Origin of the sequence: Microbulbifer aggregans (assembly GCF_001750105.1) — a bacterium.
GTDB classification, from domain to species: domain Bacteria; phylum Pseudomonadota; class Gammaproteobacteria; order Pseudomonadales; family Cellvibrionaceae; genus Microbulbifer; species Microbulbifer aggregans.
Genome location: NZ_CP014143.1, coordinates 843,270 through 858,061 on the forward strand (window position 1 = coordinate 843,270; position 14,792 = coordinate 858,061).

At 59.0% G+C, this 14,792-nt stretch carries 12 protein-coding genes; 7 read left to right on the forward strand and 5 right to left on the reverse strand.

What is annotated here, in order from left to right:
- Positions 1-21: 21 nt before the first annotated feature.
- The 3 genes from glnL to glnA form a co-directional block, all read right to left on the reverse strand.
- Complete coding sequence (gene glnL, locus AUP74_RS03570) at positions 22-1,086, reverse strand: nitrogen regulation protein NR(II) (RefSeq protein ID WP_145924309.1); 1,065 nt, start codon at positions 1,084-1,086, stop codon at positions 22-24.
- A gap of 369 nt (positions 1,087-1,455) precedes the next feature.
- The gene (locus AUP74_RS03575; RefSeq protein ID WP_069946357.1) at positions 1,456-2,118 is read right to left on the reverse strand and encodes a DUF4124 domain-containing protein; all 663 of its coding nucleotides are present in this window, start codon (positions 2,116-2,118) and stop codon (positions 1,456-1,458) included.
- A gap of 176 nt (positions 2,119-2,294) precedes the next feature.
- Positions 2,295-3,701 carry a glutamate--ammonia ligase gene (glnA, locus tag AUP74_RS03580; RefSeq protein WP_069946358.1) on the reverse strand — a complete coding sequence of 469 codons (1,407 nt, stop codon included), beginning with the start codon at positions 3,699-3,701 and terminating at the stop codon, positions 2,295-2,297.
- 338 nt (positions 3,702-4,039) lie between these two features.
- On the opposite strand from glnA, the gene thiI reads away from it, so the two are divergent.
- From thiI to AUP74_RS03605, 5 genes are all read left to right on the forward strand, one after another.
- Positions 4,040-5,512 (forward strand): tRNA uracil 4-sulfurtransferase ThiI, encoded by a 1,473-nt coding sequence (thiI, locus tag AUP74_RS03585; RefSeq protein WP_069948692.1) that lies wholly within the window; start codon positions 4,040-4,042, stop codon positions 5,510-5,512.
- Positions 5,513-5,957: 445 nt separating this feature from the next.
- On the forward strand, positions 5,958-6,785 hold the full coding sequence (locus AUP74_RS03590) for a MipA/OmpV family protein (RefSeq protein WP_083260801.1): 828 nt from the start codon (positions 5,958-5,960) through the stop codon (positions 6,783-6,785).
- On the forward strand, positions 6,782-7,162 hold the full coding sequence (locus AUP74_RS03595) for a DUF3019 domain-containing protein (RefSeq protein WP_069946360.1): 381 nt from the start codon (positions 6,782-6,784) through the stop codon (positions 7,160-7,162). Before AUP74_RS03590 ends, AUP74_RS03595 begins: the two co-directional genes overlap by 4 nt.
- On the forward strand, positions 7,159-7,860 hold the full coding sequence (locus AUP74_RS03600) for a response regulator transcription factor (RefSeq protein ID WP_069946361.1): 702 nt from the start codon (positions 7,159-7,161) through the stop codon (positions 7,858-7,860). The genes AUP74_RS03595 and AUP74_RS03600 overlap by 4 nt, the downstream gene beginning before the upstream one ends.
- Positions 7,860-9,041 carry a sensor histidine kinase gene (locus AUP74_RS03605; protein WP_069946362.1) on the forward strand — a complete coding sequence of 394 codons (1,182 nt, stop codon included), beginning with the start codon at positions 7,860-7,862 and terminating at the stop codon, positions 9,039-9,041. Before AUP74_RS03600 ends, AUP74_RS03605 begins: the two co-directional genes overlap by 1 nt.
- Positions 9,042-9,068: 27 nt before the next feature.
- On the opposite strand, the gene AUP74_RS03610 is transcribed toward AUP74_RS03605, so the two are convergent.
- A complete protein-coding gene (locus AUP74_RS03610) occupies positions 9,069-10,361 on the reverse strand; it encodes a M14 family metallopeptidase (RefSeq protein WP_158514534.1) in 1,293 nt (430 codons plus the stop codon).
- Positions 10,362-10,901: 540 nt separating this feature from the next.
- Between AUP74_RS03610 and typA the strand changes: the two genes are divergently transcribed.
- On the forward strand, positions 10,902-12,710 hold the full coding sequence (gene typA / locus AUP74_RS03615) for a translational GTPase TypA (RefSeq protein WP_069946364.1): 1,809 nt from the start codon (positions 10,902-10,904) through the stop codon (positions 12,708-12,710).
- Between the two features lie 280 nt (positions 12,711-12,990).
- Here the strand turns inward: typA and AUP74_RS03620 are convergent, their stop codons facing one another.
- The gene (locus tag AUP74_RS03620) at positions 12,991-13,500 is read right to left on the reverse strand and encodes a macro domain-containing protein (RefSeq protein WP_069948693.1); all 510 of its coding nucleotides are present in this window, start codon (positions 13,498-13,500) and stop codon (positions 12,991-12,993) included.
- A gap of 199 nt (positions 13,501-13,699) precedes the next feature.
- Here AUP74_RS03620 and AUP74_RS03625 point away from each other — a divergent pair, with 199 nt between their 5' ends.
- Entirely contained in the window at positions 13,700-14,782 is a 1,083-nt protein-coding gene (locus tag AUP74_RS03625; RefSeq protein WP_069946365.1) for a GGDEF domain-containing protein, read from the forward strand.
- Positions 14,783-14,792 lie beyond the last annotated feature (10 nt).

Genomic DNA, 14,792 nt, shown 5'->3' on the forward strand with positions numbered 1-14,792 from the left:
GCTCTTTCATCCACTAAGCTGCTATTCGTTTTCAAGGGGCAGGTAGATCTGGAAGACGCTCTGCCCGGGGCGGCTGTCGCATTTGATCAGGCCGCGATGCTGATTGATGATGTTCTGCGAGATGGAAAGCCCCAGCCCCGAGCCCTCGGCGCGCCCTGAGATCATCGGGTAGAAGATGCGCTCGCGAATCTCCTCCGCGATGCCCGGGCCGTTGTCCTCGATATCGATGCGGCAAACCAGTGGGCAGCAGCGCCGGCCGATGGTGAAACGACGCTGGATGCGGGTGCGCAGCGTGATCTCGCCGGCAGCCAGGCCGATGCTCTCGTCGATGGCTTGCATGGCGTTGCGGGCGATATTCAACAGCGCCTGGATCAGCTGCTCAGTGTCCGCGGGAAACTCTGGAATGGATGGGTCGTAATCGCGGCGAATACGCAATTCACCATCGCATTCTGCATCGATCAACTGTGCGACCCTTTCGAGTATCTCGTGCACATTGGTGGGGGCCATGGACGCCGGCTGGTTGGGGCCCAACAGCCGGTCGACCAGGTTTCTCAGGCGATCGGCCTCGTCGATGATGATCTGGGTGTATTCCGCCAGGTCCTCATCCGGTAATTCCCGCTGCAGTAACTGGGCCGCGCCGCGGATGCCGCCAAGAGGGTTTTTCACCTCGTGGGCCATACCGCGGACCAGATTGCGGGTGGTCTCCTGGGCACTGAGCAGGGCGTCTTCCCTGGCGATACGCAGTAAGCGGTCCATGGGTTGGATTTCCACCAGCAAGAGACCCAGCTCGGGCACAGGACTCACCGAGTAATCCACCGTGCGGTGCTCCAGGTTGTGCAAGTCCCAGCTGGCCCGGCGCACGGTATAGCGCTCACCACTGGCCAGTGCCGCGCGCATGGCTTCCTGGGCGCCTTTCGACTCCCGCACCAGCTCCCGCAGCGGGTGGCCACTGACCCGCGTACTGGAAGCCGCCAACAGGTCTTCGGCGGCTGCGTTCAGGTAGCAGATCAACAGGCTGTCATCGAGGACCAGCACGGCGGTGGTCAAACTATCCAGCAACTGGCGCAGCTGGCGGTCATTGAGCATGGCGTCTTTCCGGTTCAGTGATGGCGCGATCGCCATTCCAAATGCGGTCGATAGATTGCGGTGCAAAAAGCAAACCAAAATGGCGCACGGGTTACGCTTTGCCTGGCAGTGGTTACACCTACCGCGCCAAACACGGGCACAGGGCCAGTTCTCGGCGGGATGACCAATGGACATCGGTGTCGCTAGGCCAATCGCAAAGCCTGTGGAGCAAATCGCGCGCACAGAGCGCACCATTGTGGTGCATTGATCAGAAAAAGGACAGCATTGCGCCTGAACGGCGGGTCTGCAGAAGACAGGAAATCAGGTATGGGGGGCAGCCCCACCGGGCAAACCTCACCGGTGGGGTTAAGAGGAGCCGGTTACTGACCGTCAGTTATTACGGCGTGGCTGCGGTGGCCGCGCCAAGCCGGGTGCGGCCGGGGACTTCGGTGCCTGCGGTGCCGTGGCACCGGGGAAATCGGGCACCTGGTCGCCCGGGCGCTTTACATAGAGGTTGATGATCTGGGAGCGGGCCAGCACATTGCCGCCCGGGTCCGTCAGCACTGCCTGCAGGGTGTGGGTGCCTCGCTCCAGTGCGGATATATCCAGCCGGTTGCCGGAAGAGCTGCCCAGCCAGGGCTGGCCGTCCACAACCGCGAATACCTGGTGCCCCTGAGGGGGGATCGGCTCGATGGCCACTTCCATGACGATAAAACGTTGCCCCGGAGGAATGGTGGCGCCGTTCTGCGGGCTGACAATGGCGAAGTTCACCGGCCCCGTGTAGGCCCGGCGCCGATCGTCCTCATCCTGCTTTTTGGGCGACAGCTTGCGGGTGGGCATGGGGCGTGGTTGCACATTGATCGGCCCCAGTTTGATACGTTCCGCCTTCCCGTCTGGGGGGGGCGTATCGGTGAACACCACGCTGCCATCTGGCCCCACCGTCTTGTAGACCACACTGCCGCCGGAAGCCGATTGATCCGAGCCGTCGCCACCGGCGAAAGCTGGCGCGGCAATGATTAACAGCGCAATTAACAATCCGTAGTGTTTCTTCATGAAATCCCGTTCGTGGACTCATCCACGCCTGGCAGTGAAAGAAAATCCTGCTACTTACAACCTAGCAGGTTGGGGGTCATCTCCCGCTAGTGTACCGCCAACAAAAAAGCCCGCACCTGGAGGGCGCGGGCTTTTGGCGTCAAATGCGACTGGCGTCACGGGGACGCCGATGCACATTAAACGGAGTAGTACATCTCGAACTCGACCGGGTGAGTGGTCATGTTCAGGCGCTCTACTTCTTCACGCTTCAGATCGATGTAAGCATCGATGGCGTCGTCGGAGAAAACACCACCTTCGGTCAGGAATGCGCGGTCCTGATCCAGTGCGTCCAGGGCCATTTCCAGGCTGGAGGCAACGGTCGGGTACTCGGCCACTTCTTCCGCCGGCAGGTCGTACAGGTCCTTGTCGGCCGGGTCGCCCGGGTGGATCTTGTTCTTGATGCCGTCGAGGCCGGCCATCAGCATGGCAGCGAACACCAGGTAGGGGTTGGCGGTCGGGTCCGGGAAACGGGCCTCGATGCGCTTGCCCTTCGGGCTGGCAACGTACGGGATGCGGATGGAAGCAGAACGGTTGCGCGCGGAGTAAGCCAGGATAACCGGCGCCTCGAAGCCCGGCACCAGACGCTTGTAAGAGTTGGTGGAGGCATTAGCAAAAGCGTTGATCGCGCGAGCGTGCTTGATGATACCGCCAATGTAGTACAGGGCAGTCTCGGACAGACCGGAGTAACCGTCACCAGCAAACTGGTTGACGCCGTCCTTGCTGAAGGACTGGTGGATGTGCATGCCGGAACCGTTATCACCTACCAGCGGCTTGGGCATGAAGGTGGCGGTCTTGCCGTAAGCGTGGGCAACGTTGTGCACGCAGTACTTCAGGATCTGTACTTCGTCAGCCTTCTTCACCAGGGTGTTGGCGCCAACGCCGATCTCACACTGACCTGCGGTGCCCACTTCGTGGTGGTGTACTTCGATCACCAGGCCCATCTGCTCCATGGCGGAACACATGGCAGCGCGCACGTCGTGCAGGGAGTCGACCGGCGGAACCGGGAAGTAACCGCCTTTAACACCCGGACGGTGGCCAATGTTGCCTTCCGGATGCGGCATGCTGGAGGACCAGGCTGCTTCTTCAGAATTGATCTTGTAGAAAGCGCCGGCCATGTCCGCGCCCCAGGTAATATCGTCAAAGACGAAGAACTCGGGCTCCGGACCAAACAGGGCAGTGTCACCCAGGCCAGTGGACTTCAGGTAGTCCTCAGCGCGCTGAGCGATGGAACGCGGGTCGCGCTCGTAGCCCTGGCCAGTGGACGGCTCAACGATGTTACAGCGCAGGATAACGGTAGCTTCGTCGGTGAACGGGTCCAGCACCGCAGTCTCGTCGTCCGGCATCAGAATCATGTCGGACTCGTTGATACCCTTCCAGCCAGCGATGGAGGAGCCGTCGAACATCTTGCCTTCTTCGAAGAACTCACCGTCAATCTCGGATACCGGCAGGGATACGTGTTGTTCTTTACCTTTGGTGTCGGTGAAGCGCAGATCTACCCACTTGGCTTCACTCTCTTTAATCAAACCGAGCGTTTTCGCTGACATTGCAGTCCTCCAGGTCTTGGAAAAGTATTGAGTTGCGACAGCCCTTTTGCTGGCGTGTGCTCTTCTGTCGTAAAGGTCCTCAGGCGCGACCTCTAGTTAGCCAGTTACGAAGCAAGGAGTGTGCCAAATTGGGGCAGCAGCGCCAGATCGCGCTCAACCGGGGCCGCATGGCGTCGCCGTGATCAGAATAGATGCACCGAGCGCAACTGGCCACCGATTTGCGCACCAAAATGGCGCGCATTCGCGCGCGTCCGCACAATCCAGGTGCACGACCAGTTGGCGGCGTGCTGGTTTATAATGCAGCGTTTTCTCAGCAAAGCGGTACAACACGGATTCCCATGCACTTTGTCGTCAAGTTCTTTCCCGAAATCACCATCAAGAGCAACCCGGTGCGCAAGCGCATGTCCAAGCAGCTCAAGGACAACCTGCGCATCCTGCTGCACCGGGTGGACGATCGCATCAAGGTCCTGAAGGACTGGGAGAAGATTGAAGTCATCGCCCCGGACGCGGTTGCGCACCTCTCCGACCGTATCGAAGAGGTATTGGCCCACACGCCGGGCATCGCCAACTTTGCCCGCGTGCAACAGTTTCCCCTGGGAGACATGCACGACGTCTACGAAAAGACCTTTTCCGTGTGGGGCGACAAGCTCGACGGCAAGACTTTCTGCGTACGCGTGAAGCGCAGCGGCAAGCACGACTTCCAGTCCCTGGATGTTGAGCAATACGTTGGCGGCGGCCTGAACAAGAACACCGGCGCCACTGGTGTGAAGCTGAAGAACCCGGACGTGACGGTGAAACTGGAAATCCGCCACGACAAGCTCAATGTGATTGAGGAGCTGCACCAGGGACTGGGTGGTTTCCCACTGGGCACCCAGGATCCGGTGCTTTCCCTGGTCTCCGGTGGTTTCGATTCCATCGTCGCCAGCTACCTGACCATCAAGCGTGGTATCCGCACCCACTTCCTGTTTTTCAACCTTGGCGGCCGCCAGCACGAGCTGGGCGTCAAGGAGGTCTCCTATTACCTGTGGAACCGCTATGGCTCCTCACACCGGGTGCGCTTTGTCAGCGTGCCCTTCGACGAGGTGGTGACCGAGATCCTCACCAACGTGGACGACTCCCACATGGGCGTAATCCTGAAGCGCATGATGCTGCGCGCCGCCACTGCGATCGCCAACGAGCTGCAGGTGGATGCACTGGTGACCGGTGAAGCCATCGCCCAGGTGTCCAGCCAGACCCTCAAGAACCTGTCGGTAATCGACAGTGTCACCGATACCCTGGTACTGCGGCCGCTGATCGTGAGCGACAAGAGCGACATCATCCGCACCGCCCGCGAGATCGGCACCGAAGAGTTCGCGGCCAATATGCCGGAATACTGCGGCGTAATTTCCGTAAAACCGACTACCAGGGCCAAGCGCGAGCGGGTCGAGGAAGAAGAGAGCCATTTCGATTTCAGCGTGCTTGATCGCGCTGTAAACAACCGGGTAATCCAGAATATCGACCAGGTGGTGGAAGAGGTAGAGGGCGAGGTGCCCGATGTAGAAGTGGTCAGCGAGCCCGGCGAGGCGGTAATCATCGACATCCGCCACCCGGATGAAGAAGAGCTGGATCCGCTGGAGCTTGAAAACAGCCAGGTGGAGGTGATCCCCTTCTACCGCCTTAACAGTGCTTTCAGCAAGCTGGATCCGGAAAAGAAATACCTCCTGTATTGCAGCCGCGGCGTCATGAGCAGACTGCACGCCTCCCATCTCCTGGACGAGGGCTACCGCAACGTGGCCGTGTTGCGTCCGCACCTGCCGCACCGGCCTGACTGAGCCGACTCTACAAGGGGCCGGGGTCATCGATCGCCAGCCCCGGCGGGCTTTCCCTCCGAGCTTCACCCCATGACGGCATTGATGCGGTAGGCGAGCCCCACTCCAGAAAACGCCTTCAAGCACAAAATACCCACCCACCAGCCATGCCCAACAAGCCCCCCTGTCAAACCGGGACATTCCTGGAGGGATTACGCCGCGCGAAAATAACGACAGCAGCGGGAGCCCTTTCGGAGCCAAAATTGCCATTTAACGACGCAGTTCAGCAGATCTGTCGGCAAGCCCCCCCAAAAAAACAAAACAACATGCTATGACCGAATGGACTACGTGATTTCCTGCTGCCACCCTGAAATTTTGTAACAGTTTGTGACTTTTTGATCTGCCGCTCCCGCCCCTCGGTTACGGTTGTGTTAAAAGAGTTTTCAACAGATATGTTATCCCTCTAACCATGTACAGAAGAATTCTAATAACACTGCTATTTCTGCTGGCTCAAAGCACCACCCAGGGCGCTGAGATCAGTGCGTCCCAGTGGAAATTGTCTTTGGCGAGCGGCCGGGGAATCATAGAAAATCCACTCGCTGGTCGCGAGAATGGCGAAACGCCTTTGCTGCCATCCTTCAGCTATTACGGAAAACGTTTCTTTTTCAGCAATCTGACGGCGGGCTATAGCCTCGTTGAGAATGAGCGCTTCTATATTGATTTAATTGCCCAGCCTAACGAAGACGGACTCTATTTCCAGCTGGAAAAGCCCGGGGTCGGCCCCGGCTCAGCGTCCATTTTTATACCGCTGTTCCAGGCCCCGGAGGTGAGCGAAATCGATCGTAGAGTCTCCCTGATGGCGGGCCCGAGCGGAACACTGGTAACCTCACTGGCAGACCTATCCTTCTCCTGGCTGCACGACATCTCTGGAGTGCATCATGGCAATGAGACACACCTGAGTCTCGATAAGCAGTATCCCCTTCTGGGGGGATCACTTGGTTTCGGTATCGGGGCCATCCATAAAGATATGGACCTGATAAATTATTATTACCATTTCCGCGAAGAGGAAGCCGGCGTTTTCACCAACCGTTATGCGCTAGCGTTTCCTCCCGGCGATGTCACCGATCAATACGCACGCCTGCACTTTGCCTACCCCCTCGGGAACCGGTTGGAACTCCGCCTCGCAGCCCGATACAACCGCTTTGACCTGGACGGCAGGCTTCCGCGCTTCATCGAAAAACCTGAAACCCTGAGCTGGTTCGCGGGGATCCAGTACTCCATTGGTAGTGGGCGATGAAACACTCCCGCCCACTACTATTCGCACTGTGCTCAACCCTGTCCTTTCCCGGCGTGATCCATGCTGCCGAACTGAACCTGACACCAGCCCTCTGTGCAATCGACGAGGGCGAAGAGCACTGCGCTATCTCAGTGAGTGTCGCGTTTTCTGGCGATGAAAATAAACGCTATTGCCTGACTATTTCTGGCAAGGGCCTGGTGCGCTGTTTTGACAGTCAGCCGCTGAATGAAATGCAGGTCTATGTCACCGCAGATACCAATACCCAGTTCCTGGTAACAGAAAAGGCGAGTGGTAAAGAGGTAGCCACAGCCACACTGAAGGTCGCACGCTACCGCCCCACGCGCCACCAACGTCGCTATGGTTGGGGGCTGCTGTGACAACAACCGGCTACCGTATTCTTTTATTGGAAGACGATGTGCAACTGGCCGCGCTCATTTGTCGTTTTCTGGGCGAACGCGGCTGTGTTGTAAGCCATGCCAGTAATGGCAATGACTTTCTCAAGGCATTGCACCACCGTGAGTACGAGCTGATTTTGGCAGATGTCGTCTTGCCCGACGCCAGTGGTTTCCAGTTACTTCAACAGTGCCGGCACCAGTTGACGTGCCCGCTGATTTTTATCAGTGCACTCAGCTCCGTGCGCGACCAGGTCAGCGGACTGGAACTGGGTGCCTGTGATTACCTGGTCAAGCCCGTCGACCCGGAGCTGCTCTGGGCCAAGATCCAGGCGAATATCCGCAACACGCGAAAACCTGCGCCCACGAGCACCGATATTCACTTCGGTCCGCTACTGATCGACCTGGCCAACCGCGAAGCGTCTGTCGAGGACGAACCATTAAAACTCACAGCCAACGAATTTGATCTTCTTCTGATTTTTGCCGAGCAACCGGCCGAACTCCTCAGCCGTGAGTATTTGTTTCGACGCGTGGTCGGCCGGGAATTTGACGGTCTCGATCGGGTAGTGGATATGCGAGTAAGCAGGCTGCGCAAAAAGCTGGACACTTTCACACAAGAGGTCGCCATACGCTCCGTTCGGGGCCGGGGCTATATCCTCTGCACAGCAAAAGACAACAGCTGATGCGCGGTCAGATGCTGCGCCTGCTGGGCATGATGGCGCTGGCCCTGGTTGTGGTGTTCTCAGCGATCAGCGCACTGTACGAGTATTATTCCAGCGACCCCGGGGACTATACGATTAGCGCTGCACAGCTGGCGGAAGCACTGGAGCGCGACAATACACCGCTGGTCCAGTGGTACCCGGTGGATGCCATCCACTTTCCGAAAGAACTGATGACGCGCCTGGAGTCCGGCGCGATCGTCGGCCTTGACGATGATGATCGGCAGATCCGTTATTATCGGTTGAGCGAAAAAGGTATCCTCGAAATCGGGCCCTTTAGCCAACGGGAAACCGAGAACATTACCCAGTGGCGACTGCTATTTATCAGTAGCATTCTGCTGATGCTGATGCTGTTGATCTGGCCCATATTCCGCGACCTCAACCGCCTGCAAAATCTGGCGATTCGGTTCAGCAAAAATCCTTTCCGGATGCCGAACCCCACCAGCCGCCGGTCCACCATCTATCCCCTGGCAGAGACTTTCCGGCGCATGGCCAATATCGTGCTCGGCTACTACCAGATGAACCAGGATTTGGCCCGCACTATTGCCCATGAGATCCGCACCCCCCTGGCCCGGGTGAAATTTCAGCTGGCGCTCAATGAAGCAAAGACGGAGAGCGACCAGGTCATTGCAAAGGCGGTCGGTGACGTGGAACAGCTGGTGGATAAATACCTGAATTTCTCCCGCCTCGAACTTCACGAGGAGTTTATCGCCCGCAAACAGGTCTGCCTGGAAGACTTTTTCGATCAGCTGGCCTCGACGCTTGAAAACCACTGCCCGGAGCTGGAAGTCGGCTACTACTTTCCAGACGGCGCCGCCTGGTTCGAGCCTGAGGCACTGGCGATTGCCATTCACAACCTGGTGACCAATGCCCGCAAGTATGCCCACAATCGGGTCGACGTACGGTTCGACTCTAGTGCAGACTGCTGCACGCTGACCGTCGACGACAATGGCCCCGGCCTGGCCGGCGATGCCCTGGAGCTAACGGATGCCTTTACGCGCTCCGCTACAGACGAGCAGGGCTACGGGCTCGGACTCTACATCGTAAAAAAAGTCATGATGTGGCATGACGGCGACCTCAAGCTGGATCGCTCACCAACGCTCGGCGGAACACGCGCCACCCTCAGCTGGCCCAACACCCCCTGATGCTTCCGACACCGGAATACCGCAGGCCTAATGGCCCGAATCCATTGCGGTGGTATTGAGATGCCCGGTTTCGAGCCTCACGCCATCTAGCTGCTGGAAACGTTCAAGGACCTGAGGGTAGATACGGATCATGTCCCTGACAATCGTGCTGCGCCAGCGGCCTGATGACGGGTAAAACATTTCCTGATAGCGGCGCTGTACTTCGGCGCGGTCCTGCGCCGACTGGAAGCCGTGGAAGTGACCCTGGTTTTCCAGCATTGTCCGATGCAGTGACTCCACCCCACCTTTGGTCGCGAGGCTATCCATGGTGCCGAACTCCAGAATAATCGGCACAAAGCGCTTTTCCGCCGCCAGCAGCTTCCCCGCGAAGCCAACCAGATCGCCCCGAATCGGGAAAAACCCGGACGCTTTGGAAGGCCACACCATCTCGTAGTCCTGGAAAACCCACGCCATATCGCGCTTGATCTGCTCTGTGGCGGGATTGCCTGGATAGAAATGGGTTTCGCCCCGCGTGCCAAAGCCGGTATGCAAATCGATAAACAGAATGCTCTGGTAGGGCGCCGCCTTATCGGTGAGAAGTTGCTGTAAAAATGCCTGCTGTGGCTCAAAGCTGTCACCACCGTAGTAAAACCCCTGCGGGTACTGATATTGCCCGCTGAGTGCCGCTTCCTGAATGGCATCACGGCTATCGTGTAACAGCTGCAGTGACAGGCGCTCGGCAAAGAACCGGTTTTCCCACTGACCTAAATTCACCGGGGTTTGCGGCAAAAGAAAATCCCGCAACCGCCTGTAGCCCTGATTGTCACTCCCAAACAAAGCGGCGTTTGTATCCAGGTTGCGATTCAGGTCGACATTGTTTTCTGTAGCTCGTCGACCATATTTGAAACCATATGGATTAAGCGCATGCAGCATCAGTACATCAAAGTCTCCCGGCAGCTGACCAGCCCGCAACATATCCACAAACAGCTGCTGCATTGCTGCGCCGGTTGGCGCCTCCATACCGTGCACGCCACTCACCAACACCACCAGCCGCGGTGCATCGCTACGGAGATGCAACCAGTCCACAGTCAGGTCCTCATCGGCGGAGGGCACCTTGAATAGCCCCTCCTGTACCCGATAGCGCGGTGGTGCCAGCGTATGCAGCTGTCGAAACCGTTCACGGCTCTGTACGTAATTGTCAGGAAAATAGCACAAGCTCTCCGGCTTCACTTCCACGCCCTGCAACGCCTCCGGTTGATAGCCCTGCTGCGGCAGCAGTGCCCTGTCGGCGAGCCAGACAACTGCCATGAACGTACCGAGGATCAATGCAAAGCGCTTCATATTGCCGTCCCACCGACACACAAACTTGAATGCTGAAATCATCGCACACCCAAAAACCGCTGCACACAACAGGCTGAGTAGAAGCTTCTTTTGCAGAGGTCAGGCCGATGACCAGGATGGCGGCCGGTCACCGGAGGCACCCGGCGTGGTCACCCCCAGTACTGACAGGGCTGGAAAGGATCAGGCCGCGCATCGCATAAAGCCGGAGCGGAGGGCATGCGGGATGTCGCGGCTTGTGTCAGCGACGAGGATTCTCCCGCTACCCAGCACACTGTTTCCTCCTGTAGGCGCTCAGCGCAACAGCTTTGGCTCTATGTGCCCCTGCCCTGTTTTTTCGTTCCCCTTGGGGCAGGGATTCTTCCCCTAACCGAAAAAAGCGGGGTAACTGTCGTTTTTTTGTTCAATTTTTGCTCCCAATTGTCACGCTTGGCCACTATAATCGCCGCCTTTGGCCGGACTACCGCTGCCCGTCAGCCCCGCCCCGATTGACTTGACTCGCCAGTCAGCAGACTGCGTGCACTACCCCCTCAGAGGTTCACTGTGATTGATAACCTGCGCAATATTGCGATCATCGCCCACGTAGACCACGGCAAGACCACCCTGGTGGACAAGCTGCTGTCCCAGTCCGGCACCCTGGACCGCCGCGACGCCGACGCGGAGCGCGTGATGGACTCCAACGATCAGGAGCGTGAGCGCGGCATCACCATCCTGGCCAAGAACACCGCCATCCGCTGGCACGACTACCGTATCAACATCGTCGACACCCCCGGACATGCCGACTTTGGCGGTGAGGTGGAGCGCGTGCTGTCCATGGTCGACAGCGTGCTGCTGCTGGTTGACGCGGTAGACGGCCCCATGCCACAGACCCGATTCGTGACCCAGAAGGCCTTCGAGCAGGGCCTGAACCCGATCGTGGTGATCAACAAGATCGACCGCCCGGGCGCGCGTCCCGACTGGGTGATGGACCAGGTATTCGACCTGTTCGACAGCCTCGGCGCTACCGACGAGCAGCTGGACTTCCCGGTGGTCTATGCCTCCGCCCTGAACGGTATTGCGGGCCTGGACGACACCGACATGGCAGAGGACATGACGCCACTGTTCCAGATGATCGTGGACAAGGTTGAGCCGCCCAAGGTCGATCAGAACGGTCCGTTCCAGATGCAGATCTCCGCACTGGACTACAACAGCTACGTCGGCGTGATCGGCGTCGGCCGCATCACCCGCGGCACACTGAAGCCGAACCAGCAGGTGGTCGTTCTGGACCGCGAAGGCAATTCCCGCAAGGCAAAAGTGCTGCAGGTCATGGGTTACCTGGGCCTGGAGCGCGTGGAAGTGGAACAGGCCAGCGCCGGCGACATCGTCTGTATCACCGGTGTGGGTGAACTGAACATTTCCGACACCCTGTGCGACCCGGAGCAGCCGGAAGCTCTGCCCGCCCTGACCGTGGACGAGCCCACCGTGAGCATGACCTTCCAGGTCAACGACTCTCCGTTTGCGGGCCAGGATGGCAAGTTTGTGACCTCCCGCAACATCAGGGAGCGCCTGGATCAGGAGCTGATCCACAACGTGGCACTGCGAGTGGAGCAGGGGGATTCTCCGGATAAGTTCAAGGTTTCCGGCCGAGGCGAACTGCATCTGTCCGTTTTGATCGAAACCATGCGTCGCGAAGGTTTCGAACTGGGCGTATCCCGCCCGGAAGTCGTACAGCGCGAAGTGGATGGTGAAATTCAGGAGCCCTACGAGCAGGTGGTCATCGACGTCGAAGACCAGCATCAGGGCTCCATCATGGAAGAGCTGGGCCTGCGCAAGGCGGAACTCACTAATATGGAACCGGACGGCAAGGGCCGTGTGCGCCTGACCTTCATCGTACCGTCCCGGGGCATGATCGGTTTCCGCAACCAGTTCCTGACCCTGACCAGCGGCTCCGGCATCATGACCAGCATCTTCGACCACTACGGTCCGGTAAAAGAAGGTGATGTCACCAGCCGTATCAATGGCGTGCTGGTATCCATGGTGAAGGGCAAGACCCTGGCCTACGCACTGTACGCGCTGCAGGACCGCGGCCGCCTGTTCCTGGGCCACGGTGAGGAAATCTACGAGGGTCAGATTGTCGGCCTGCATTCCCGCGACAACGACCTGGTGGTTAACCCCACCAAGGCCAAGCAGCTGACCAACGTCCGCGCCGCCGGCACTGACGAAGCGCTGACCCTGACGCCGCCGGTGCGCCACACCCTTGAGCAGGCACTGGAGTTCATCGAGGACGATGAACTGGTGGAAGTGACCCCGAATCACATCCGCCTGCGCAAGAAGATCCTGCAGGAAAATATGCGCAAGCGCGCGAAGAAGTAAGCGCTTCTTCGTGTAAATAAAAAGGCGGGCCTTGTGCCCGCCTTTTTTTATGTCTGCAAGATCTGCCACCCGCAGGCTGCAGCGGTCGGGGGCATGGTTCCCCCATAGTGCAAGAGTGCAGCAGCCTTCACGTCACTTCACCAGAGGATTCGAAAACCTGTCACGCTAAGCGGCCCGCGCTGCCGATGAATTCGAAGTATCCATGCCGGCAACACGGTTTCCATTCGAATACTTGGCCCACACCGGGATCGCAATCACCCAACCCCTCTCCCGAAACCCGTCAGGAATAAAACTGCCGCTCAACTCGCCGCCATTCCGCCAGTGCGGCCGGCGTGTGCAGGCACACGGTGAGCTGTTCGAAGTCTTGCCCCCTGGGCACCAGTACTTCCAGCGCCCGATGCGAGGCAATGCTGTGGGGGAAACGATTGGTGCCGGCCCCCAGCGCGGGAAAGAGCACGGTACGAATGCCTTTTGAGGCCGCCAGGTCGAGCACACTTTCATAGCACTGGCCAAGCTGCGCCAGTGCCCGAGCGCCCCACTGATCGCCGCTGCTCCACTGGGGGGTGACGGTATGAATCAGATAGGTGACCGGCAGACCATAGGCGCGGGTCAGGCGGGCCTCCCCCACCGCACACTCGAGTTGCCCGGCACAGGCAGCCTCCAGCGCCTCGCCACCACGATCAAAAATTTGCGCCGAAAGTCCGCGACCACGAATCAGGTGCTTGTGTGCAGGGCAGACCAGTGCGCCGGCGCGGAATGTCAGGATGTCACCACTTGTCAGCTTGATCACTGTCACCACCTGCCAATTCCCTCGCCATCCCAGCTGAAACTATAGCGCGCGCCTTTTGGTGCCGCCGCTTATCCCCTTATACTGGGGAATTACTTCCAGACCGGCCGCCGGGCCGCTGCCACTTCCAATAAAAATGCGCCGCCGGGCAGGGCGGAACGGGCCAGAGGGTTAGACAGGCCCAGCTTGAACAGGGACTTTCATGAATTCAGGCTTACCCAGCGACGCCTACGATCTGCCCAGCCCGGTTGAGCAGGCGCGGAAGATCGAGCTGCGTCGTCGCATTCTGGCTTCGGGTTATATGCTCATCTTTGCCATGGCCATTACCGGCGCCATGGCGGTGATGGCGCTCACCGACGGCGAGATGGTGATGTCCGGCGTACTGTTTGGTATCGCCGGCATCATTCTGGGTGCCTATGTGGCCATCAACCTGCTGGGCCAGAGCGGCAAGACGCCGGTTCTGGTTGGCCTGTTGCTGGTGGTGCTGTATTTCTACCTGCTCCTGTCGGGTGGGGTGAAAAATACCGGATTGATGTGGGCAGTCACCCTGGTGCCCGGCTTTATCAACCTCTACGGATACCGCACCGGGACCGCCACGCTGCTGGCCATTGGCGGCGCGACTGCATTGATCCTCTTCTATCCGGAATTCCCCGGCCTCACCGCCGAATACGACACCTCTTACCGGGCGCGCTTCCTGGCAGTCTTCGGTGCCCTCACCGCACTGACAGCCCTGCTGGATAGCAGCCGTCACCAGACCCAGCAGCTGCTCCACCACCTGACCGAGGAGCTCGAGGCCCGCGCCAGTACCGATGCACTGACCGGGCTGGTCAACCGCCGCGAGGCCTACCGCGCCATCAACGAGCTGGAGCGGCGAGACCATCAAATGCATGGTCGCTATACCGTGCTGATCGGCGATCTGGACAATTTCAAAGCCATCAATGACGAATACGGGCACAGCTTTGGCGACCGGGTCCTGCGGGATGTGGCGCAGGTTCTGCAGGAAAATACCCGCGTGGGCGACATTGTCTCCCGCTGGGGTGGCGAGGAGTTCCTGATCCTGTTGCCCAATACCGACCTTGACGGTGGCGGGATCCTGGCGGAGAAATTGCGACAAAGAGTCGAGGCGCTCAGCGACACCTATGAAGAGCGGGTGAAAGTTTCCATCAGCTTCGGCGTCGCGGAGGGTGGCGCCCACGATGACACCCACGGCGAGCTGCTAGCCGAGGCGGATGAGCGGATGTACCGCGCCAAGCACCATGGCCGCAATCGCGTCGTCGCTGTCTGAACCCAAAACA

Bases quoted from the DNA above. Each gene is read 5' to 3' on its own strand.
- glnL (WP_145924309.1), bottom strand. From the start codon at position 1,086: ATGCTCAATGACCGCCAGCTGCGCCAGTTGCTGGATAGTTTGACCACC.
- AUP74_RS03625 (WP_069946365.1), top strand. From the start codon at position 13,700: ATGAATTCAGGCTTACCCAGCGACGCCTACGATCTGCCCAGCCCGGTT.
- AUP74_RS03610 (WP_158514534.1), bottom strand. From the start codon at position 10,361: ATGAAGCGCTTTGCATTGATCCTCGGTACGTTCATGGCAGTTGTCTGG.
- thiI (WP_069948692.1), top strand. From the start codon at position 4,040: ATGCACTTTGTCGTCAAGTTCTTTCCCGAAATCACCATCAAGAGCAAC.
- AUP74_RS03605 (WP_069946362.1), top strand. From the start codon at position 7,860: ATGCGCGGTCAGATGCTGCGCCTGCTGGGCATGATGGCGCTGGCCCTG.
- AUP74_RS03590 (WP_083260801.1), top strand. From the start codon at position 5,958: ATGTACAGAAGAATTCTAATAACACTGCTATTTCTGCTGGCTCAAAGC.
- glnA (WP_069946358.1), bottom strand. From the start codon at position 3,701: ATGTCAGCGAAAACGCTCGGTTTGATTAAAGAGAGTGAAGCCAAGTGG.
- AUP74_RS03575 (WP_069946357.1), bottom strand. From the start codon at position 2,118: ATGAAGAAACACTACGGATTGTTAATTGCGCTGTTAATCATTGCCGCG.
- AUP74_RS03595 (WP_069946360.1), top strand. From the start codon at position 6,782: ATGAAACACTCCCGCCCACTACTATTCGCACTGTGCTCAACCCTGTCC.